Source organism: Kosakonia sp. YIM B13588 (assembly GCF_042788165.1).
Taxonomy (GTDB): Bacteria; Pseudomonadota; Gammaproteobacteria; order Enterobacterales; family Enterobacteriaceae; genus Kosakonia; species Kosakonia sacchari.
On sequence record NZ_JBHZPO010000016.1, the window covers coordinates 25,026 to 45,178 of the forward strand.

At 54.6% G+C, this 20,153-nt stretch carries 18 protein-coding genes; 9 read left to right on the top strand and 9 right to left on the bottom strand.

The genetic code is table 11. The annotated features are described in order from the left end of the window. Position 1 precedes the first annotated feature (1 nt). Both lplT and aas read right to left on the bottom strand, forming a co-directional pair. Positions 2–1,195, bottom strand: coding sequence for a lysophospholipid transporter LplT (gene lplT, locus ACFX4U_RS21170; protein ID WP_313507426.1), 1,194 nt, complete (start codon positions 1,193–1,195; stop codon positions 2–4). Further along, on the bottom strand, positions 1,188–3,347 hold the full coding sequence (gene aas / locus ACFX4U_RS21175) for a bifunctional acyl-ACP--phospholipid O-acyltransferase/long-chain-fatty-acid--ACP ligase (protein WP_313507425.1): 2,160 nt from the start codon (positions 3,345–3,347) through the stop codon (positions 1,188–1,190). Before aas ends, lplT begins: the two co-directional genes overlap by 8 nt. 603 nt (positions 3,348–3,950) lie before the next feature. On the opposite strand from aas, the gene galR reads away from it, so the two are divergent. Continuing rightward, entirely contained in the window at positions 3,951–4,955 is a 1,005-nt protein-coding gene (gene galR, locus ACFX4U_RS21180; protein WP_305735118.1) for an HTH-type transcriptional regulator GalR, read from the top strand. On the opposite strand, the gene ACFX4U_RS21185 is transcribed toward galR, so the two are convergent. Genes ACFX4U_RS21185 through ACFX4U_RS21205 form a run of 5 tightly spaced genes read right to left on the bottom strand, consistent with a single transcriptional unit; the run spans position 4,928 to position 9,309 of the window. Then, on the bottom strand, positions 4,928–5,392 hold the full coding sequence (locus ACFX4U_RS21185) for a GNAT family N-acetyltransferase (RefSeq protein WP_313507423.1): 465 nt from the start codon (positions 5,390–5,392) through the stop codon (positions 4,928–4,930). The genes galR and ACFX4U_RS21185 overlap by 28 nt on opposite strands. After that, the gene (locus ACFX4U_RS21190) at positions 5,389–6,162 is read right to left on the bottom strand and encodes a GntR family transcriptional regulator (protein ID WP_065370137.1); all 774 of its coding nucleotides are present in this window, start codon (positions 6,160–6,162) and stop codon (positions 5,389–5,391) included. Before ACFX4U_RS21190 ends, ACFX4U_RS21185 begins: the two co-directional genes overlap by 4 nt. 56 nt (positions 6,163–6,218) lie before the next feature. Further along, on the bottom strand, positions 6,219–6,536 hold the full coding sequence (locus ACFX4U_RS21195) for a PTS sugar transporter subunit IIB (RefSeq protein ID WP_020455064.1): 318 nt from the start codon (positions 6,534–6,536) through the stop codon (positions 6,219–6,221). Positions 6,537–6,545: 9 nt separating this feature from the next. Continuing rightward, positions 6,546–7,973, bottom strand: coding sequence for a glycoside hydrolase family 1 protein (locus ACFX4U_RS21200; protein ID WP_313507421.1), 1,428 nt, complete (start codon positions 7,971–7,973; stop codon positions 6,546–6,548). Positions 7,974–7,980: 7 nt separating this feature from the next. Next, positions 7,981–9,309: a PTS sugar transporter subunit IIC gene (locus ACFX4U_RS21205; protein ID WP_017457673.1), complete on the bottom strand. Its 1,329-nt coding sequence runs from the start codon at positions 9,307–9,309 to the stop codon at positions 7,981–7,983. A gap of 275 nt (positions 9,310–9,584) precedes the next feature. On the opposite strand from ACFX4U_RS21205, the gene ACFX4U_RS21210 reads away from it, so the two are divergent. Beyond that, positions 9,585–10,598 carry a LacI family DNA-binding transcriptional regulator gene (locus ACFX4U_RS21210; protein ID WP_200552438.1) on the top strand — a complete coding sequence of 338 codons (1,014 nt, stop codon included), beginning with the start codon at positions 9,585–9,587 and terminating at the stop codon, positions 10,596–10,598. Here ACFX4U_RS21210 and lysA read toward each other — a convergent pair. Further along, positions 10,595–11,857 (bottom strand): diaminopimelate decarboxylase, encoded by a 1,263-nt coding sequence (lysA, locus tag ACFX4U_RS21215; protein ID WP_313507420.1) that lies wholly within the window; start codon positions 11,855–11,857, stop codon positions 10,595–10,597. The genes ACFX4U_RS21210 and lysA overlap by 4 nt on opposite strands. A 122-nt stretch (positions 11,858–11,979) precedes the next feature. Here lysA and ACFX4U_RS21220 point away from each other — a divergent pair, with 122 nt between their 5' ends. Continuing rightward, a complete protein-coding gene (locus tag ACFX4U_RS21220; RefSeq protein WP_313507441.1) occupies positions 11,980–12,906 on the top strand; it encodes a LysR family transcriptional regulator in 927 nt (308 codons plus the stop codon). On the opposite strand, the gene ACFX4U_RS21225 is transcribed toward ACFX4U_RS21220, so the two are convergent. Next, positions 12,903–13,595 carry an aspartate/glutamate racemase gene (locus tag ACFX4U_RS21225; protein ID WP_086873586.1) on the bottom strand — a complete coding sequence of 231 codons (693 nt, stop codon included), beginning with the start codon at positions 13,593–13,595 and terminating at the stop codon, positions 12,903–12,905. The genes ACFX4U_RS21220 and ACFX4U_RS21225 overlap by 4 nt on opposite strands. A 169-nt stretch (positions 13,596–13,764) precedes the next feature. Here ACFX4U_RS21225 and ACFX4U_RS21230 point away from each other — a divergent pair, with 169 nt between their 5' ends. The 6 genes from ACFX4U_RS21230 (at position 13,765) to ACFX4U_RS21255 (ending at position 20,150) form a co-directional block, all read left to right on the top strand. Continuing rightward, positions 13,765–14,091, top strand: coding sequence for a cupin domain-containing protein (locus ACFX4U_RS21230; RefSeq protein ID WP_017457668.1), 327 nt, complete (start codon positions 13,765–13,767; stop codon positions 14,089–14,091). A gap of 506 nt (positions 14,092–14,597) precedes the next feature. Then, on the top strand, positions 14,598–15,488 hold the full coding sequence (locus ACFX4U_RS21235) for a carbohydrate ABC transporter permease (RefSeq protein WP_025263850.1): 891 nt from the start codon (positions 14,598–14,600) through the stop codon (positions 15,486–15,488). Continuing rightward, positions 15,481–16,383 carry a carbohydrate ABC transporter permease gene (locus ACFX4U_RS21240; RefSeq protein ID WP_017457666.1) on the top strand — a complete coding sequence of 301 codons (903 nt, stop codon included), beginning with the start codon at positions 15,481–15,483 and terminating at the stop codon, positions 16,381–16,383. The genes ACFX4U_RS21235 and ACFX4U_RS21240 overlap by 8 nt, the downstream gene beginning before the upstream one ends. A gap of 12 nt (positions 16,384–16,395) precedes the next feature. Further along, on the top strand, positions 16,396–17,523 hold the full coding sequence (locus tag ACFX4U_RS21245; RefSeq protein WP_313507419.1) for an ABC transporter ATP-binding protein: 1,128 nt from the start codon (positions 16,396–16,398) through the stop codon (positions 17,521–17,523). Between the two features lie 140 nt (positions 17,524–17,663). Beyond that, the gene (locus ACFX4U_RS21250) at positions 17,664–18,953 is read left to right on the top strand and encodes an ABC transporter substrate-binding protein (RefSeq protein WP_305735113.1); all 1,290 of its coding nucleotides are present in this window, start codon (positions 17,664–17,666) and stop codon (positions 18,951–18,953) included. Between the two features lie 66 nt (positions 18,954–19,019). Continuing rightward, entirely contained in the window at positions 19,020–20,150 is a 1,131-nt protein-coding gene (locus tag ACFX4U_RS21255; RefSeq protein WP_313507417.1) for an oligogalacturonate lyase family protein, read from the top strand. Positions 20,151–20,153 lie beyond the last annotated feature (3 nt).

Consider the following 20,153-nt stretch of genomic DNA (forward strand, 5'->3'; position numbering starts at 1 on the left):
ATTAACGGCGGCGCTGCCAGATCCACAGCGCCGCAATTGCCAGCGCGAAAATCACGCCAAAGCCAACGCCGGTACCAATTACCGGTACGCCCGCTTTCACCGCCAGCGAGTACAGGCCCAGCATCAGCAACATGGCCATGTTTTCGCCGAGGTTCTGCACCGCAATCGCATTGCCCGCGCCAACCGACTCTTTACCAATGGCTTGCAACAGCGCATTCAGCGGCACCACAAAGAAACCACCCAACATGCCGATCAACATCAGCACGCCGTAGGCTGGCAGTAACGCGTGTTGCAAGGAGAACAGCACCACCGCCACGCCAATGAGAATGCCGGCAGGCATACAACGCGCCACGGTTTCCAGTGTAACCAGCTTCGCCGCCAGACCGGCACCAGCCACAATCCCGACGGCGACCATCGCGTTAAGATACGTTGGCGTCGCGTTATCTGTGATCCCAAGCGCCACCGGTACCCACAGCACCAGCAGGAAACGCAGCGTCACGCCCGCGCCCCAGAACAGACTAGTCCCGACCAGAGAAAAGCGCGTTTCACCGTTGCGCCACAGGCTTTTACAGGCGGTGAAGAAGCTGGATGTCATTGGTGTAAAGCGCCAGGATTGCCCCGGACGTGCAGCAGGCAACTTCGGGATCAGCAGATTGGCGATCACCGCGCCCGCATACACCAGCGCACAAACGCCGAGTGCCGCCAGCACATGCCAGTCGGCCAGCACACCGCCTGCCATCGAGCCGAGTAAAATGGCGGCGATGGTCGACGATTCCATCAAACCATTCGCTTTCACCAGCTTATCGCCGGTCGTGATTTCGCCAAGAATGCCGTACTTCGCCGGGGAATAGGCTGCCGCACCAATGCCGACTAACAGATAACCGACAAACGGATTGATGCCGATGCAAATACTCGCCGCGCCAACCAGTTTCAGGCCGTTGGCGAACATCATCACCCGGCCTTTGGCGAAGCTGTCGGCGACCTGCCCGACAAAGGGTGCGAAAAGAATGTAAGCGCCCACAAACACCATCTGCAAAATCGGCTGGCTCCAGTCGGGATAAAACTCCGCTTTCAGCAGCGCCAGCGTGGCGAAAAGCAGCGCGTTGTCGCCAAACGCCGAGAGAAACTGCGCGGCAATCACCGCCATCATCCCGCGCGACCACAGCGAGGAGTTAGTGCTTACTGACTCATGCATCTGTCGACTCCGCCTCTTCAATCATGCTTTTCAGCGTCACAAAATCAGGTTTGCCGCTGCCCAGCACGGGCAACTGTTTCAGAAAGCGAATATCGCGCGGTACGGCAAGCTCCGGCACACCCTGCGACCGCGCCTGCTGTTGCAGCTTATCGCGCGTCAACTCGCTGTCGGTGGTGAACATCACCAGCGCCTCGCCTTTGCTGGCATCGCTCTTGACCACCGTGGCATGCAGTTTCTCCGGCGAAACTGCCAGCGCCAATTGTTCGACAATCTCCAGCGAGATCATCTCGCCAGCGATTTTGGCAAAACGCTTCGCCCGCCCCTGAATCTGCACAAAGCCTTGCTCATCAAAACGCACGATATCACCGGTGTCATACCAGCCCGCTTCCATGTCGCCATTGATATTTTCTGCGACTGGCGCTTCCAGCACGCCAGGGTTTTCCACCCGCAGATAGCCGGTCATCACGTTAGGCCCTTTCAGTTGCAGGCGACCGCCGTCTTCAATACCCGGCACCGCCATTAACCGCGCATCCATCCCCGGTAAAATCCGCCCGACAGTGCCGGGTTTTGCCGCCATCGGCACGTTAATAGAAACCACTGGCGCACATTCGGTCACGCCATAACCTTCAAGGATGCGCAGGCCAAATTTGTCCTGCCACAGCTGGCGGGTGCTGTCCTGCAATTTTTCGGCACCGGCAACCACATAGCGCAAGCGGAAGAAGTCATACGGGTTGGCAAAACGCGCATAATTGCCAAGGAATGTCGAGGTGCCAAACAGCACGGTGCAGTTACGGTCATACACCAGCTCAGGAACAATGCGGTAGTGCAACGGGCTCGGATAAAGGAACACCTCCGCGCCGGTAAATAACGGCGTGAATAACCCCACCGTCAGGCCGAACGAGTGGAACAGCGGCAGCGCCGACATAAAGCGGTCATTGGCGGTGAAATCAGCAATGGTTTTAATCTGTTCAACGTTCGCCAGCAGGCTTTTATGGCTGTGCACCACGCCCTTCGGATTGCCCTCTGAACCCGAGGTGAAGAGGATCAGCGCCGGGTCTTCCGGTTTTTGCGGCAGTTGTGCTTTTAATGGCGTTAGCAGATGGCGGAAAATCCACAGCTTGTCTTCCCTGGTGACATCGCTTTTCAGATCTTCCAGGTAAACCCAGCGTACCTGGGTGAGCTGCTCCGGCAGATGCCACAGCTTGCCTTTATCCATAAACGTACGGGATGTGAAGATGGTTTTGATCTGCGCCGCCGTAATCGCACTACTTAACCCTTTCACGCCGGCGGTGTAGTTCATCATCGCCGGGATGCGCGCACGCGCAACCGCGCCGAAAATCACCGCCGCGCTGATCCCGGCATTTGGCAACATCAGACCGATTTTCTCGCCCGGCGCGCTGTATTTATCCAGGATACGGGCAACAAACAGCGATTTGGTAAGCAGCTTGCGATAGCTGTCCGGGGTGAAATTGATGTCTTCAACACAGTGCTTATTGGCACCATAGCGATACTGCGCGGAAAGCAACGCTTCGAACAGGGTTTCGCGCGGGCGCACAGCCATGCGCGCTTCCATCATGATTTGGTGCAGCATCTCACCCGCCAGCTTGCGACGGTCACGCGCACGCGGCGCATCCGGCATCGGTAAATGCGTAGGCGGCAGAATATGCAACGTAATACGCGGGAACAGGCGCTGCTTTACCAGCCCTTTCAGGCGGCTGAAGTAGGTTAGCTCCGCGCCATCAATACGCAGTGGAACCACCGTCGCGCCCGATTTTGCCGCCACGAACCCTGCACCGTCGTAAATTTTCATCAATGAGCCGGAAACCGAAATACGCCCTTCCGGGAAAATCACCACCGGGCGCCCCTGTTCCACCAGCCGCACCAGGTGTTTAATCGACATCGGCTTGGTCGGATCCAGCGGCACGAAATCAATAATCGAGCTTATCCAGCGCATGTACCACTGGCTGCTGATAGAGGTGTAGACCGCGAAAACCGGGCGCACCGGCAGGAATAACGCCAGCAAAATGCCATCAATGAAAGAGACGTGGTTAGGGGTAATGAGCACCCGTTCGCCTTGCAGCGCCTGCGTGTTGCCGGTCAGTTGTACGCGAAACAACACACGGAACAGGCCGCGGAAAAAGCCCAATAGCATTTCAACTCCTTTTGCCAGTAAATTAAGCACGTTATCAAATTGTGGCAGATTACATGAGAAGTGCGGCGGGTTAAAACGCGGGCGAAAAAAAACCTGCGCGTCCGCGCAGGTTGGTGCAAGAAATGAGTACGAAAAGCGTACCGAATAAATCACCAATCAATACCTCTGGGACCTTGATTGTCGCGTGCGGCACCGCGCCTCACCAGCGGGAAAAAGCAAGAGAGTGAGCCGAAGTGAAACGAGGTGTGTCCATTCGCGATTACTGTTACAGAGTTAGGTAAAAAAAAACCTGCGCATCTGCGCAGGTTGGTGTAATTCGAGTGTGCAACCCTGGGGGCCGCGTTCACCTATCAATACCTCTGGGAGTTCTACTCTGTCACGGGGGGATACCCGCCACCAGCAGACAATCGAAACAGCTCTTCGCAAAGTGTAACTAAAGGTTGTGCCTGAATTACTTTGCAATTTCCCGCGTGTAACGTTTTCACTGATTTCCTTCGCGTCAGCTCACGTTTGCAGATACCTGCCGGGCAGCTTCCTTGATTACACATCCCTTTTCCGTAACACTATGCAGCGTGTAAACGCTTACCCAAAGGAAGGTGCGTAATGGCGACTATCAAAGATGTCGCGCGGCTGGCAGGAGTTTCGGTCGCAACGGTTTCCCGCGTGATTAACGACTCGCCAAAAGCGAGCGAATCCTCGCGCCAGGCGGTGCAAAGCGCAATGGATGCGCTCAATTACCACCCGAATGCCAATGCCCGGGCGCTGGCACAGCAGTCCACCGAAACCGTAGGTCTGGTGGTGGGCGACGTGTCGGATCCCTTTTTCGGCGCTATGGTGAAAGCTGTCGAGCAGGTTGCTTCAGCCACCGGGAATTTCTTGCTGATTGGCAACGGCTACCATAACGAAGAGAAAGAGCGCAAAGCCATTGAGCAACTGATTCGCCACCGCTGCGCTGCGCTGGTCGTTCACGCCAAAACCCTGCCTGACGATGAACTCGCCTCGCTGATGAAACAGATGCCGGGCATGGTGTTAATCAACCGCATTTTGCCAGGGTTTGAACAGCGCTGTGTGGCGCTTGATGACCGTTACGGTGCCTGGCTGGCTACGCGCCATTTGATCCAGCAAGGCCATACGAAAATTGGCTATCTTTGCTCCAACCACGCGATTTCTGATGCGGAAGATCGTCTGCAAGGTTATTACGACGCGCTAAAAGAGAATGGTTTGCCCTGCAACGACCGGCTGGTGACATTTGCCGAGCCGGATGAGAGCGGCGGCGAACAGGCGATGACTGAGCTGCTCGGTCGCGGGCGTAACTTTACCGCCGTCGCCTGTTATAACGATTCTATGGCCGCGGGGGCGATGGGTGTGTTGAATGATAACGGCATTGAGGTGCCGCGTGAGATTTCCCTGATTGGGTTCGATGATGTACTGGTGTCACGCTATGTTCGCCCGCGCTTAACCACCGTGCGTTACCCGATTGTCACCATGGCAACGCAAGCCGCTGAACTGGCGCTGGCGCTGGCGGAAAACCGCCCGCTACCGGAAATCACTTACCTTTTCAACCCAACGCTGGTGCGCCGTCATTCGGTGATTGCGCCGCAAGAGTAGCGATACAGGTGCACGGTCTTGTGCGGATAGTCGAGACCGTCGCCAATGTAGCGCCAGCCAAAACGCTCGTAAAAATCGCGACACGCCGAGTAAAGATGCAGCTCCTGAAAACCCATCGCTTTCGCTTGCTCAATCACATGACGCTGTAACTGCCCGGCCAGCCCCTGCCCGCGAGCGCTCTCTTTCACATACAGCGCAGCCAGCCACGGGAACAGATCCTGGCGGCTTATCAAATCGCAGCGCCACAGCCCGACAGTGCCCAGCAACGCATCATCGTCCACCATTACATAAGTGAGCGGCAACTGCCCAGGCCGCTGACTGTGAGCAATGATACTGGCGAAGAATTCACGCGGCAGCGAGTCGCCAAACTCACGCCATAACCAGTCCACCACCTGCTCTGCAAAGTGTGGCGCGTCGTAAAGGGGAATAATTTTCATACGATCTTTCCCTGAAAAATCGGTACTGATTCAAACAGGTAGCCGTCAAAGTCAGGCGCATCCTCATCGGAAAGCTCCAGCAGGCTCTTTTTGACATTTTCCAGATGCTGCCACATCGCCTGCCAGGCACCCATCACATCACGGCGACGTAGCGCCGCCAGCAGGGTCTGCCGGTCACCCAGCCATTTCAGACGATAGGGGCGGCTGGCAATATGCACGTTGAATTGTTGCCACAGCGGGCTGCTGTCCATGTGATGCCAGATGCTCTCCACCGTCGCCAGCAGCATCTGGTTTTGCGATGCGCCCGCCAGCACAAGGTGGAACATTTTGCTGTTGTCCTGCGAGGTATCGTTCATCGCGATGGCGCGCTGCTCTTGCTCAAGAATGCGCCGAAGATTGTCGATATCCGCACGTGTCGCCATTTTGGCGGCAAAGGCGGCGATATTGCTCTCCAGCAGCTGGCGCGCCTGTAAGATCTCAAACGGGCCAACATCACTACTTAAAAAGCGCTCCTCTTCGTTTTCATGCTCCTGCGGAATACGCATCACATAAACGCCCGAGCCCTGGCGAATATCCACCGTGCCTTGCAGTTCAAGCATCAGCAGTGCTTCACGCACGATGGTGCGGCTAACGCCATATTTTTCGGCGATATTGCGCTCCGGCGGCAGGCGGGAACCCACGGGGTAATGCCCCTGGATTATCTGCTCGCGTAAATCTTCGCCAATCTCCTGGTACTGTTTTTTTTCCGGCGGGACGACGGCCTTCTCCACAATATCACCTGCAAGTCTGAGTTATCGCGCAGGCCGGGCGCCCCGGCCTGTCGGCGCTATCTTACCAAAGCCAGCGCCTGATCGAGAACTTTCGCGCCGTTTAAGGTGCCGTAAGCCACCGAATCGATCACATCAATCGGAATGCCATATTCGTCAGTCAGTTTTTTATTCTCCGCCAGCTTAAAGCGCACCTGCGGCCCCAGCAGCACGGCGGTTATCTCGGTGGCATAACTTTGCAACTCGTCGCGCAGGGATTGCTCGGCAATGGCGTAGATCTTCAGCTCAAGGCCGCGCTCCGCCGCCGCTTTTTCCATTTTGGTCACCACCAGCGATGTGGACATCCCGGCGGAGCAGCACAACACAATACGTTTCATGGTGGCTCCTTATTTCCATTCGTCATCAATAGTCAGGGTCAACTGGCGTTCATCGCGCAGCTTGCGAAACCAGCCGGCAGACTTTTTCGCCCGGCGGTCACGGTTGTTTTGCAGGTCAATCTCAATCAGGCCATAGCGGTTTTTAAACGCGTTCATTGGCGAAACGTTATCGGTAAACGCCCACAACATGTAACCCTGGCAGTTCGCGCCCGCTTCTCTGGCGCGCAGCGTCTGGTATAAATGCGCGGCAATAAAATCAATGCGGTAATCGTCCTCAATGGTGCCCGCCGCATTGCGAAACTGCCCTTCGTTCTCAATGCCCATGCCGCTTTCGGCGACAAACCACGGAATGTTGCCGTAGTCGTTTTTGATGCGCATCGCCATGTCATAAATGATCTCCGGCAGGATCTCCCAGCCGCGAGATTTGTTCATTTTTCTGCCCGGCAACTCAAACGGCTCGTAGTAGTACGCCGGGTGAAAAGGTGTTTCCGGATGCCAGGCGCGCGACGGCGCTTTTACCCGGTGCGGGTAGTAGAGGTTAATGCCCAGCTCATCGACGGTGTTATCGCGGATAATCTCCAGCTCTTCCTCGCTGTAATCCCACGCTACCTGGTGTTTTTCCAGCAACGGGAACAACTCCGGTGGATAGTGGCCTTTCACCATCGGATCAAGAAAGACACGGTTATAGAACAGATCGTAGCGCTCGGCGGCCAGCACATCGTGCGCCGCGCGTGAACGCGGATAGGTGACTTCAGGGTTGAGAATACAGCCCACGGTGCCCTGATAACCCTTCTCACGAAACAGTTTCACCACTTTTGCGGTGGCCAGGTTTTTGTGGTGATTCCACTGCATCCAGGTGCCGGTGTTCTGCTCATAAGGCCAGCGCAGCGCATCCAGGTAGACACGGGTTTGCACCACAATCGGCTCGTTGAAGGTGAACCAGCGGGTCACTTTCTGGTGAAAACGCTCGAACACTTTTTCGACATACAACAGGTACAGCTCAACCACTTTTTTTGACGCCCAGCCGCCGTAGGTTTCCAGCAAATAGCCCGGCAGTTCGTAATGTTCCAGGCAGATCATCGGCACAATGCCGTGGCGCTGCATCTCGTCAAACAATTTGTCGTAATAGACGGCATAGCGTTCATCAACCACGCCGTTTTCATAATCGGTGAGAAAGCGCGACCAGTTGATCGAGGTGCGATAGTGGGTCAGCCCCGCCTGTTTCATCAGTTGCACATCTTCACGAAAGCGCTGGTAAAAGTTGGTCGCCACCGCCGGGCCGTAGCCGTCGTGCCAGACGTGACGATCGTTTTTGTACCAGAGATCGGGCCAGGAATCCTGGCCCTCCCGCTTGTCTGTCCAGCCTTCGGTTTGCCAGGCTGAGGCCGCCGCGCCCAGAATAAACGACGGCGGTATGGCAATTGTTTTCGTGCTCATGACATCCTCAGGCGTTGTTAGTGGCTTCGGCTTGCAGCTGCGCTTGTTCGGCGCGGCGAGAAGCAATTTTCACAAACGGCAGATAGATAATGACGGAAGTGATAATGCAGATAAGCTGCGTTACCACCGCGCCCATTGAACCGGCGGTCGACAGCCAGGCGTTGATCAACGGTGGCGTGGTCCACGGCACCATCACCACTGCTTTGCCGGCAAAACCGGTCACCGTGGCAAAGTAACCGATCGAGCCGGTCACCAGCGGGGTGATGATGAACGGGATCGCGAGGATCGGGTTGAGCATGATCGGCATACCGAAAATCACCGGCTCGTTAATATTAAATACCCCAGGCCCGATGGAGAGTTTGGCGATCTCTTTCATCTCTTTACGCTTGGTGGCGATCATCACTGCGATCAACAGGCCGATGGTTAAACCCGAGCCTCCGATACTCATATAAACATCCCAGAACGGCATGGTGATGATGTTCGGCACCTCTTTGCCCTGCTCAAAAGCGCTCATATTGACGGTGATGGCGCCCAGCAGCAGCGGTTCGCGAATAGGCTTAATCATCTGGTTGCCGTGAATACCGATAACCCAGAACAGTTGCGCCACAAACATCAGCAGCAAAATGCCCGGCAGGCTTTGCACCACGCGCTCCAGCGGCTGCTGCACTACCTGATAAACGGCGTCATACAGGTACATGCCGGTCACCTGGTGGAAAACAAAACCGAAGGTGGCAATCACGGTGGTGGTGATGATCGCCGGGATCAGCGCGGAAAATGACGCGGAGACGTTGGGCGGCACGGTGTCCGGCATTTTGATCTTCAGCCCGTCGCGGTTTTCCAGCCAGCAGTATATTTCCACCGACAAAATAGCGATAAACATGCCGAGGAACAGGCTACGGGTATCGGAGAACTGGCGCAGCAGCACGTCTTTCACCACGTGCATCTGCCCGTCTACCAGCATTTCCACGGTGGTTGGCGTGACGCAGATAAAACAGATCACCGCCAGCAAACCGGGAAACAGCGTCTTAATGCCGTTGATACGCCCGAGTTCAATACCGATTAAGAACACCGCGCCAATGTTAAGGAAGTTCAGCGTGGCGTAGTTAATCGCACTGGTGATCGGCTTTAGCGCGGCAAGGAATGAGAGTGACTGGAAGCTGGCGAGGCCATTTTTCGGATCCAGCACCATGTTGGAGATCAGGACGGAAAATGCGCCGACGATGATCACCGGCATCAGGGTAATAAACGAAGCTTTGATCGCCATGATATAGCGATAGCTGTTGAACTTTGTCGCAAAACTACCCAGAGAATCGATGAGCTTTTCTTGTAGGGCCATGAGTTAACACCTCAGTAAAGGGGCTTTTTTATCGATGCAGGGATACAGCACAGTCCCATTTGGCATACCAAAAATAGCGATGCATGGCGGAAAGTTCTGTGACGAGCCTCCCAACCCGCTTACTGGTATTCCAAAACGAGACGCAAGCCCACATTGGCATACCACCTTACCGTTAGCAGGGATTTCCGACACTTAGCGCAAACCGTAACGGCTGGCCTTAACCCGTGAAATGAGTGTGGTAAACTGCGTTTCATTACGCGAAACGAGAACTCGTCATGGTCACAATGCTGGATGTCTCACTGCGCGCGGGCGTTTCGAAAGCAACGGTTTCCCGCGTGTTGAATGGTACGGGTCAGGTAAAAGAGAGCACCCGCAATCAGGTTTTTAAGGCGATGGAGGAGCTGGATTATCGCCCCAACTTTCTTGCCCGCTCGCTGGCAAACCGCACCAGCAACAGCATTGGCCTGGTAGTGTCCAGCTTTGACGGTTTTTATTTTGGCCGCTTATTGCAGCAGGCGTCGCGCCAGGCGGAATTACACGGCAAACAGCTGATTGTCACCGACGGTCACGATACGCCCGAACGGGAAGAGCTGGCGGTGCAGATGCTGGCAGACAGGCGCTGCGACGCCATTATTCTTTACACCCGCTTTATGAGCGAAAAAGCGATTTTAACGCTTATTGACGCCACGCCAATGCCGCTGATTGTCATCAACCGCGAGCTGTTCCAGGCGCACGATAAATGTGTGTTCTTCGAGCAGCAGGACGCAGCGTTCCAGGCGGTGGATTACCTGATCACACAACATCACCGGGATATTGCCTGTATTACCGCGCCAATCCACACGCCGACCGGTAAAGCGCGGCTGATGGGCTATCGCAAGGCGCTGGAAAAACACGGCATTCGCTGGGATCCGGCCAAAGTGAAATACGGTGACTCGACCATGACGCGCGGGTATGAACTGTGCCAGCAGATGTTGCAGGAAGGGGTGAAATTCAGCGCGCTGTTCGCCTGTAACGACGATATGGCGCTGGGTGCTTCAAAGGCCATCTGGCAGGCGGGTTTGCGTATTCCGCAGGATATTTCGCTGTTCGGCTTTGATGATGCGCCGAGTGCCCGCTGGCTGGAGCCGGGCCTGTCGACGGTCTATTTGCCGATCGACAACATGATCACCACCGCGATTGATCAGGCGATCAAACTGGTGAACAACGAACAGATCGCCGCGATCCCACCGTTTACCGGCACGCTGGTGTTGCGTGAATCGGTAGCGGCGGGACCGGGCAGTAAGGCTTAGAGCAGCTCCAGACCGATCAGCTCTTCGATGGTCTGGCGGCGGCGGATCAAACGCGCAACGCCGTTATCGAATAGCACTTCCGGCAGCAGCGGGCGGCTGTTGTAGTTCGATGACATTGAGGCGCCATACGCCCCCGTATCATGCAGCACCAGATAATCTCCGGCTTTCACTTCCGGCAGCGCGCGGGTTTCCACTTTCCCGCCCTCCTGCTGGGTAAAGACATCGCCGGATTCGCACAACGGCCCGGCAACCACGGTATCAATTAGTGGCGCATGGCGAAGATCGCGACCATCGGCGGCCAGCGCCGTAATGTGGTGATAGCTGCCGTACATCGCCGGGCGCATCAGATCGTTAAAACCGGCGTCGATCAGCACAAAGTGGCGGCTGCCCATGTTTTTCACGCTACGCACTTGTGAAACCAGCACGCCAGATTCCGCCACCAGGAAGCGACCCGGTTCGATCTCCAGCTTCACCGCATGCCCCAGATGTTTGGCAATTTGCTCGCGCGCCGCGTTCCACAGCCCGTAATAATGCGCGGTATCCACCGGCTCTTCCCCTTCATGATAGGGAATCGACAAACCGCCACCCGCGGAAATAGCATGCAGATCCTGGCCGAAATCGACCACCTGGCGCACCATCGCACCGCACACCTGCTCCAGATGACCATAATCCACGCCGGAACCGATATGCATATGAATGCCCGCCAGTTTCAACTGGTAGCGCTGCATCACCGCCAGCGCATCCGCCAGATCGCTGTACCAGATGCCATGCTTGCTGTTTTCGCCGCCGGTATTGGTTTTCTGGCTATGACCGTGACCAAAACCAGGGTTAACGCGTAACCACACGCGATGACCCGGTGAAACCGCGCCAAGCTGCTCCAGCATATCCACCGAGCCGGCGTTCACGGCAATACCCAGTTCGCTCACCCGCGCGATGGTCGCGTCATCCAGCACATCGGCGGTAAAGACAATATCGTCCGGGTGCGTTTGCGGATCGTAACCCGCTGCCAGCGCACGTTCGATCTCACCGAGCGAAACGGAATCGACCTTCACGCCCTGCTCACGCATCAGACGCAGAATATGAATATTCGAACAGGCTTTTTGCGCAAAGCGCACCACGTCGAACGCGCGCAGTTTGGCGATTTGCGCACGAATGATTTGCGCGTCATACACCCATACCGGGCAGCCAAATTCAGCAGGTAAGCGCAGCAGATTTGCGGCGTTAAGGTCGGTTTCAGTCTGGTGTAATGAGCGTGGCATGATGACTCCGGGCAACAAAATTTTTACTGATTACGCCACAGCTCGAAGAGAATAAAAAATATCGTTTTATCGCGACTCTATGCAAAAATGATATGGATAACCTGCTGAAACTGGATCTGCCGATGCCCGCTGTCAATCTGCGCCATATCGAAATCTTTCACGCCGTAATGACCACCGGCAATCTGACGGAGGCCGCCGCACTGCTGCATACCTCGCAACCGACGGTGAGCCGCGAGCTGGCGCGCTTTGAAAAAGTGCTGGGGCTGAAACTGTTCGAGCGTACGCGCGGGCGTTTACAACCCACAGTGCAAGGCTTGCGGTTATTCGAAGAGGTGCAGCGCTCCTGGTACGGGCTGGACCGGATTGTCAGCGCCGCCGAAAGCCTGCGTGAGTTCCGCCAGGGTGAGCTGTCCGTCGCCTGCCTGCCGGTGTTCTCGCAATCTTTTTTACCGCTGCTGCTGCAACCATTTCTGGCGCGCTACCCGGATGTCAGCCTGAACATCGTGCCGCAGGAGTCGCCATTGCTGGAGGAGTGGTTGTCAGCGCAGCGACACGATCTGGGCTTAACCGAAACGCTCAGCACTCCGGCAGGCACCGAACGCACGCCGCTGCTCACCTGTAATGAAGTCTGCGTCATGCCGCAGAATCATCCGCTGGCGCGCAAAGCGGTATTAACACCGGCAGATTTTCAGGGCGAGAATTACATCAGTTTGTCGCGCTCAGACAGTTACCGGCAGTTGCTGGACGCGCTGTTTAATGAACATCAGGTGAAGCGGCGCATGGTGCTGGAAACGCACAGCGCCGCCTCGGTATGCGCGATGGTACGCGCCGGGGTGGGGATTTCGGTGGTTAACCCGCTCACCGCGCTGGATTACGCAGCCAGCGGTGTCGCCGTGCGTCGTTTCAGTATCGAAGTGCCGTTTACGGTGAGCCTGATCCGCCCACTGCACCGCCCCGCTTCCGCGCTGGTCGAGGCGTTTACCGCCCATTTGCAGGCAGCCATGCCGCTGGTTAGCGGGCCGCTGGCTGCCATGCTGGGCGAACCTTAAGAGAGCATAAAGTCCACCGCATCGGCGGCATGCAGCGCCGCTGTATCAAACACCTTAATCGGGCAGTGGGTTTCCGGCAGCAGCAGACCAATCTCGGTGCAACCGAAAATCACCCCTTCCGCGCCTTCGCCAGCCAATTTTTTGATTAAATTGACAAAATAGTAGCGAGACTCATCGGTGAATGTCCCCAGACAGAGCTCACTAAAGATGATGTCGTTAATGCGCTCGCGATCTTCCGGGCCCGGTACGGAGGTTTCGATGCCAAACTGTTTTTCCAGGCGACCACGGTAAAAATCCTGCTCCATGGTGTAGCGTGTGCCCAACAGCGCAACATTGCGCATGCCTGCGTTTTCAATTGCCCTCCCGGTCGCATCAGCAATATGCAGGAACGGAATATGGCAGCGCTCTTCTATTTGCCCGGCGACTTTATGCATGGTGTTGGTACACAGTACAATCGCCTGCGCGCCCGCCTGCTCCAGACCCGCCGCCGCCTGGGCCAGGATCTCACCGGCTTTGTGCCACTGTGCGGTTGCCTGGCAAGTCTCAATTTCATGGAAATCCAGGCTGTGCAGAAGCAAGCTGGCGGAGTGCAAGCCGCCGAGACGGGCTTTCACACCCTCATTAATCAGGCGGTAATAAGGAACGGTTGATTCCCAGCTCATACCGCCCAGCAGTCCTATCGTTTTCATCGCTTGTCTCCGTCTGGTTTAGCGCTCAGTCAATCAAAGTTGTGATCGACTTTCAACTTCTCTGGCCTCGCGTTTATTTTTATAGAACGCTGAGATAAGTTATTTTGAAACAACGTTTCATCATTTACTCTATCGTAATCACTAACGATACCTACTACAGGACACTCCGATGTTTATCTTCCATAAAGACACTCAGCTTGATGACCTGGGCAACGGCGTTAGCCGCCGTATTCTTGCCCATGACGGCAAAATGATGGCGGTCGAAGTTATGTTCGAACAAGGCGCCATCGGCCCAATGCACAACCATCCTCATGAACAACTTACGTACGTTTTATCCGGCGAGTTCGAATTTACCATTGGTGATGAGAAACATATCGTCACCGCAGGCGATACACTTTATAAGGAACCGCACATTATGCACGGATGTGTGTGTTTAAAAGCCGGAACGCTGCTCGATACGTTTACACCAGTACGTGAAGATTTTTTAAAACGTTGATCGCGCCCTAAAATAGTTAACGCCTCCCATAATTAGGGGGGCGTTTTTATTTCCAGGCCAATAAAAATAGTTCGCCGGATAATCGTTTAAATATCCAATGATTTCATTTCGCAATATTTAATACGTTAGGCTGTTACCCAAATCGTTACGCTTATTGGCAATAAACCCGCAGTTTTTCGGCAAAAATGACACCCACCTCACTTAATTGAAACATCGTTTCGACTTCGATCACATTTCCCGAATTAATCGAATGACGCCAATTCAAAACGCAATAAAATATTTTAAAACGACGTTTCACAAACCAAGAACGTAAGTTCGCAGGATTTTAAAACCCGGAATATCGTGAGTAATTTCCGGTGGTTAAAGTTTCAAAACGCATTGATTCAATTGATTATTGTGATCAAGCGCACGCACAGAGCCTGTTTTAACCCTCTGACGCCCATGCGGCGGAGGAAAAAAGTTAATCTCCGAATCCGTATTACACATTGTTCGCCAGGTAGGTATGTATGAATGAAAACAGACTACTGGGATTGGCCTGGATATCGCCCTATGTTATTGGGTTGATAGTCTTTACAGCTTTCCCATTCATCTCATCGTTCTTTCTCAGTTTTACTGAGTATGACCTGATGAGCCCGCCGGTATTTAACGGCATTGAGAATTATCGCTACATGTTTACCGAAGACACGCTCTTCTGGAAATCAATGGGCGTAACGTTCGCGTATGTATTTTTGACAATCCCGCTGAAGCTCGCCTTCGCGCTGGGGATTGCCTTTGTGCTCAACTTTAAACTTCGGGGCATCGGTTTTTTCCGTACGGCTTACTACATTCCGTCCATCCTCGGTAGCTCCGTGGCGATCGCCGTACTGTGGCGCGCACTGTTCGCTATTGATGGCCTGCTGAACAGCTTTATCGGCGTGTTTGGTCTGGATCCGATTAACTGGCTCGGCGAACCGTCGCTGGCGCTGATGTCCGTCACCCTGCTGCGCGTCTGGCAGTTCGGTTCCGCGATGGTCATCTTCCTCGCTGCGCTGCAAAACGTGCCGCAATCCCAGTATGAAGCGGCGATGATCGATGGCGCCAGCAAATGGCAGATGTTTATGAAAGTCACCGTGCCGCTGATTACGCCGGTTATTTTCTTCAACTTCATCATGCAGACCACGCAGGCGTTCCAGGAATTTACCGGTCCGTATGTCATTACCGGCGGCGGCCCGACCTATTACACCTATCTGTTCTCGCTCTACATCTACGACACCGCCTTCAAGTATTTCGACATGGGCTACGGTGCGGCGCTGGCCTGGGTTCTGTTCCTGGTCGTGGCGGTCTTTGCCTCCATCGCCTTTAAGTCTTCGAAATACTGGGTGTTCTACTCTGCCGATAAGGGAGGCAAAAATGGCTGATATCCAACATCTCACGCCGGGCATGAAAGAAGCCGAACGTGAAGTGGCGCGCACGCTGCGCCGCGAGAAAATCAGCGCATGGATCCGCTATACGATCCTGCTCTTTGTCGGCCTGTTAATGCTCTACCCGCTGGCGTGGATGTTCTCGGCGTCGTTCAAACCGAACCACGAGATCTTCACCACGCTGGGACTGTGGCCCACCCATGCTACCTGGGACGGCTTTATCAACGGCTGGAAAACCGGCACCGAATACACCTTCGGTCATTACATGCTGAACACCTTTAAGTATGTGATCCCGAAAGTAATTTTGACCATTATCTCTTCCACCATTGTGGCTTACGGCTTTGCCCGCTTTGAGATCCCGTGGAAGAACTTTTGGTTCGGTACGCTTATCGCCACCATGCTGCTGCCAAGCACCGTGCTGCTGATCCCGCAATACCTGATGTTCCGTGAAATGGGCATGCTCAACAGCTATATGCCGCTGTATCTGCCAACGGCGTTCGCCACCCACGGTTTCTTCGTCTTTATGTTGATTCAGTTTTTACGCGGCGTGCCGCGCGACATGGAAGAAGCGGCGCAAATCGACGGCTGTAACTCCTGGCAGGTGCTGTGGTACGTGGTGGTGCCAATCCTGAAACCGGCGATTATCTCCGTGGCGCTGTTCCAGTTCATGTGGTCAATGAACGACTTTATCGGGCCGCTGATTTATGTCTACAGCGTGGATAAATACCCGATCGCACTGGCGCTGAAAATGTCCATCGACGTCACCGAAGGTGCGCCGTGGAACGAAATTCTGGCAATGGCGAGTATCTCCATTCTGCCGTCCATCATTGTCTTCTTCCTGGCACAGCGCTACTTCGTACAGGGCGTGACCAGCAGCGGAATTAAAGGTTAAGAGGGAAGTATCATGGCTGAAGTTATTTTCAACAAACTGGAAAAGGTTTACTCCAACGGCTTCAAAGCGGTACATGGTATCGACCTGAAAATTGCCGATGGCGAATTTATGGTGATTGTCGGCCCAAGCGGCTGTGCGAAATCCACCACGCTGCGCATGCTGGCAGGCCTTGAAACCATCAGCGGCGGCGAAGTGCGCATCGGCGAGAAGATCGTCAACAACCTCGCGCCGAAATCACGCGGCATCGCGATGGTGTTCCAGAACTACGCCCTTTACCCACACATGACGGTGCGTGAAAACCTCGCGTTCGGCCTGAAACTCAGCAAGATGCCGAAAGATGAGATTAACAAACAGGTCGATGAAGCGGCGAAAATCCTGGAGCTGGAAGAGCTGATGGACCGCCTGCCGCGCCAGCTTTCCGGCGGTCAGGCGCAGCGCGTGGCGGTTGGCCGCGCGATTGTGAAAAAGCCGGATGTGTTCCTGTTTGACGAACCGCTGTCGAACCTGGACGCCAAGCTGCGCGCCTCAATGCGCATCCGTATTTCCGACCTGCACAAGCAGTTAAAGAAATCCGGGAAACCGGCCACCACGGTCTATGTCACGCACGATCAGACCGAAGCAATGACCATGGGCGACCGCATCTGCGTGATGAAGCTCGGCCATATCATGCAGGTGGATACTCCGGATAACCTCTACCACTTTCCGAAAAATATGTTCGTGGCGGGCTTTATCGGCGCGCCGGAGATGAACATCAAACCGGCGAAAATTGTAAAAAAAGCCGACCATCTGCACATCACTGTCGGTCATGAAACGCTGGCGCTGAATGCTTATCAGCAGGAGAAAGTCGCGGATTACGCCGACAAAGAGGTGTTCTTTGGCGTGCGCCCGGAGTTTGTCTCCGTTTCAGATGAGCCTTATAGCGACGATTGCGGCTCCGGCGATCTGGTGCGCGTCGAGAACATGGGTCACGAGTTCTTTGTTTACCTGAAAGTTGGCGACTACGAACTGACCGCCCGAATTCCTTCAGATGAAGCTAAGCCAATGATTGTAAAGGGACTTCACCGGAAGGTGTACTTTAAGTTTGATATGAATAAGTGTCATATTTTTGACGCGAAAACTGAACAGAACATTTCTTTATAACTACGAAATCATTCGCGATGCCCCGAGGCGGCAAGTGGGTGTATCCCGGCGCTTACGCAAGTAAGTAGCCGGAATACATCAACGCAGCCATCAAAGGGGCACCTGAAGAATGAAATTTAAACAAACGTTGGAGTATAAAAATGAAAAAAGTGCTTACCGGCGCCATCATCTCCGCAACTCTGGGCATGTGCGCTGTACCCGCAACCGCCGCTGATAATGTTGATCTGCGTATGTCCTGGTGGGGGGGCAACGGTCGTCATCAGGTCACTTTAAAAGCGCTGGAAGAGTTTCATAAACAGCATCCGGACATTACCGTTAAATCTGAATACACCGGTTGGGACGGCCACCTCTCCCGTCTGACCACGCAAATCGCGGGCGGCACCGAGCCGGACGTGATGCAGACCAACTGGAACTGGCTGCCGATTTTCTCCAAAAATGGCGACGGTTTTTACGATCTGAACCAGGTCAAAGACATTATTGATTTAAGCCAGTTCGATGCCAAAGAGCTGCAATCCACCACCGTTGACGGCAAGCTGAACGGCATTCCAATCTCCGTCACCGCACGCGTGTTCTACTTCAACGACGAGCAGTGGAAAAAAGCGGGCGTCGCCTTCCCGAAAACCTGGGATGAGCTGTTAGCGGCGGGCAAAACCTTTGAAAGCAAACTCGGCAAACAGTACTACCCGGTCGTGCTGGAGCACCAGGATACGCTGGCGCTGCTGAACTCCTACATGGTGCAGAAATACAACATTCCTGCCGTGGATGAAAAAGCGAAGAAATTCAGCTACACCAACGAGCAGTGGGTCGAATTCTTCCAGATGTATAAAAAACTGGTCGATAGCCACGTGATGCCGGACGCGAAGTACTACGCGTCGTTCGGTAAGAGCAACATGTATGAAATGAAGCCGTGGATCGAAGGTGAATGGGCTGGTACTTACATGTGGAACTCCACCATCACTAAATACTCCGACAACCTGAAGCCGCCAGCCAAACTGGTGCTGGGTGACTACCCGATGCTGCCGGGCGCGAAAGACGCAGGTCTGTTCTTCAAACCCGCACAGATGCTGTCGATCGGTAAATCCACCAAGCATCCGAAAGAGGCTGCCCAGGTAATCAACTTCCTGCTGAACAGCAAAGAAGGTGCTGAAACACTGGGTCTGGAGCGCGGCGTGCCGCTGAGTAAAGCTGCGGTGCAAACGCTGACCGCCAATGGCGCGATCAAAGAGGGCGATCCGGCGGTTGCGGGTCTGCGTCTGGCGCAGTCGCTGCCGACCAAGCTCTCGGTATCGCCTTACTTTGACGATCCGCAGATTGTTGCCCAGTTCGGTACCGCAATTCAGTACATCGACTATGGCCAGAAATCCGTTGAAGAAACCGCTGCCGACTTCCAGCGTCAGGCTGAGCGTATTCTGAAACGCGCCATGCGCTAAGGTTTTACCGCAATGACATACCCTGCCCGTTCGCGGCAGGGTATTTTTTTATCTAAGGAGCAGGTAATGGCAAAGGGGAAAAAAGTCTCTCTCACCTTCCGCAGCCAGAAAGACGACAAAACCGGGCATGAGGTTATCCGGCTGACGCCGCCGCATATTATTTGTCACCGTAACTACTTCTATCAGAAATGCTTTACCCGGGACGGCGAGAAACTGATTTTCGGCGGCGCGTTTGAAGGACACTGGAATTACTACTTGTTGGATCTCGCTAACCGCGAAGCGACACAGCTCACCGAAGGCGCGGGAGACAACACGTTTGGCGGTTTTTTATCCGCCGATGACAGCGCGCTGTGGTATGTGAAAAACACCCGCGAACTGCGCCGCGTGGATTTGCAGACGCTCGAAGAGCATATCGTCTACGAAGTCGACGATGAATGGGTGGCGTATGGTACCTGGGTCGCCAACTCCGATTGCACCAAACTGGTCGGTATCGAAATCAAAAAGAGTGACTGGCAGCCGCTCACCGACTGGCAAAAATTCCGCGATTTCTACTTCACCAACCCCGAATGTCGCCTGATCCGCATTGATCTGCAAAGCGGTAAACGCGAGACCCTGTTGCAGGAAAAACGCTGGCTTGGCCACCCGATTTATCGCCCGTTTGACGATAACACCGTGGCGTTTTGCCACGAAGGCCCGCGCGATGTCATTGATGCGCGTATGTGGCTGATTAACGAAGATGGCAGCAATTTACGCAAAGTGCGCCAGCACAAGCCGGGCGAAAGTTTTACCCATGAATTCTGGGTGCCGGACGGCTCCGCGCTCTACTACGTGGCGCACCAGGAAAACGATCCGCGCCGTTATCTCTACAGCGCGGATCCCAATACGCTGGAAAACCAGCAATTAATGGCAATCCCGCCCTGCTCACATCTGATGAGTAATGAAGACGGCAGCCTGGTGGTCGGCGACGGCGCGCCGCATCATACCGGGGATATCCACCTCAACGATCCATTTATCTGGGTATTTGATATTCACAGCGGCGAACAGAAGGCGATTTGCCAGCATAACAGTAGCTGGAAAGTGCTGGATGGTGACCGCCAGGTCACGCATCCGCACCCGTCTTTCTCGCCAGATAACCAGTGGGTACTCTACACTTCCGATGCCGAAGGCATGCCCGCGCTCTACCTCGCGCGGGTGTAATTT

Excerpts from the sequence above, each read along its gene's own strand:
- lplT (WP_313507426.1), bottom strand. The coding sequence starts at position 1,195 with ATGCATGAGTCAGTAAGCACTAACTCCTCGCTGTGGTCGCGCGGGATG.
- aas (WP_313507425.1), bottom strand. The coding sequence starts at position 3,347 with ATGCTATTGGGCTTTTTCCGCGGCCTGTTCCGTGTGTTGTTTCGCGTA.
- galR (WP_305735118.1), top strand. The coding sequence starts at position 3,951 with ATGGCGACTATCAAAGATGTCGCGCGGCTGGCAGGAGTTTCGGTCGCA.
- ACFX4U_RS21185 (WP_313507423.1), bottom strand. The coding sequence starts at position 5,392 with ATGAAAATTATTCCCCTTTACGACGCGCCACACTTTGCAGAGCAGGTG.
- ACFX4U_RS21195 (WP_020455064.1), bottom strand. The coding sequence starts at position 6,536 with ATGAAACGTATTGTGTTGTGCTGCTCCGCCGGGATGTCCACATCGCTG.
- ACFX4U_RS21200 (WP_313507421.1), bottom strand. The coding sequence starts at position 7,973 with ATGAGCACGAAAACAATTGCCATACCGCCGTCGTTTATTCTGGGCGCG.
- ACFX4U_RS21205 (WP_017457673.1), bottom strand. The coding sequence starts at position 9,309 with ATGGCCCTACAAGAAAAGCTCATCGATTCTCTGGGTAGTTTTGCGACA.
- ACFX4U_RS21210 (WP_200552438.1), top strand. The coding sequence starts at position 9,585 with ATGGTCACAATGCTGGATGTCTCACTGCGCGCGGGCGTTTCGAAAGCA.
- lysA (WP_313507420.1), bottom strand. The coding sequence starts at position 11,857 with ATGCCACGCTCATTACACCAGACTGAAACCGACCTTAACGCCGCAAAT.
- ACFX4U_RS21220 (WP_313507441.1), top strand. The coding sequence starts at position 11,980 with ATGCCCGCTGTCAATCTGCGCCATATCGAAATCTTTCACGCCGTAATG.
- ACFX4U_RS21225 (WP_086873586.1), bottom strand. The coding sequence starts at position 13,595 with ATGAAAACGATAGGACTGCTGGGCGGTATGAGCTGGGAATCAACCGTT.
- ACFX4U_RS21230 (WP_017457668.1), top strand. The coding sequence starts at position 13,765 with ATGTTTATCTTCCATAAAGACACTCAGCTTGATGACCTGGGCAACGGC.
- ACFX4U_RS21235 (WP_025263850.1), top strand. The coding sequence starts at position 14,598 with ATGAATGAAAACAGACTACTGGGATTGGCCTGGATATCGCCCTATGTT.
- ACFX4U_RS21240 (WP_017457666.1), top strand. The coding sequence starts at position 15,481 with ATGGCTGATATCCAACATCTCACGCCGGGCATGAAAGAAGCCGAACGT.
- ACFX4U_RS21245 (WP_313507419.1), top strand. The coding sequence starts at position 16,396 with ATGGCTGAAGTTATTTTCAACAAACTGGAAAAGGTTTACTCCAACGGC.
- ACFX4U_RS21250 (WP_305735113.1), top strand. The coding sequence starts at position 17,664 with ATGAAAAAAGTGCTTACCGGCGCCATCATCTCCGCAACTCTGGGCATG.
- ACFX4U_RS21255 (WP_313507417.1), top strand. The coding sequence starts at position 19,020 with ATGGCAAAGGGGAAAAAAGTCTCTCTCACCTTCCGCAGCCAGAAAGAC.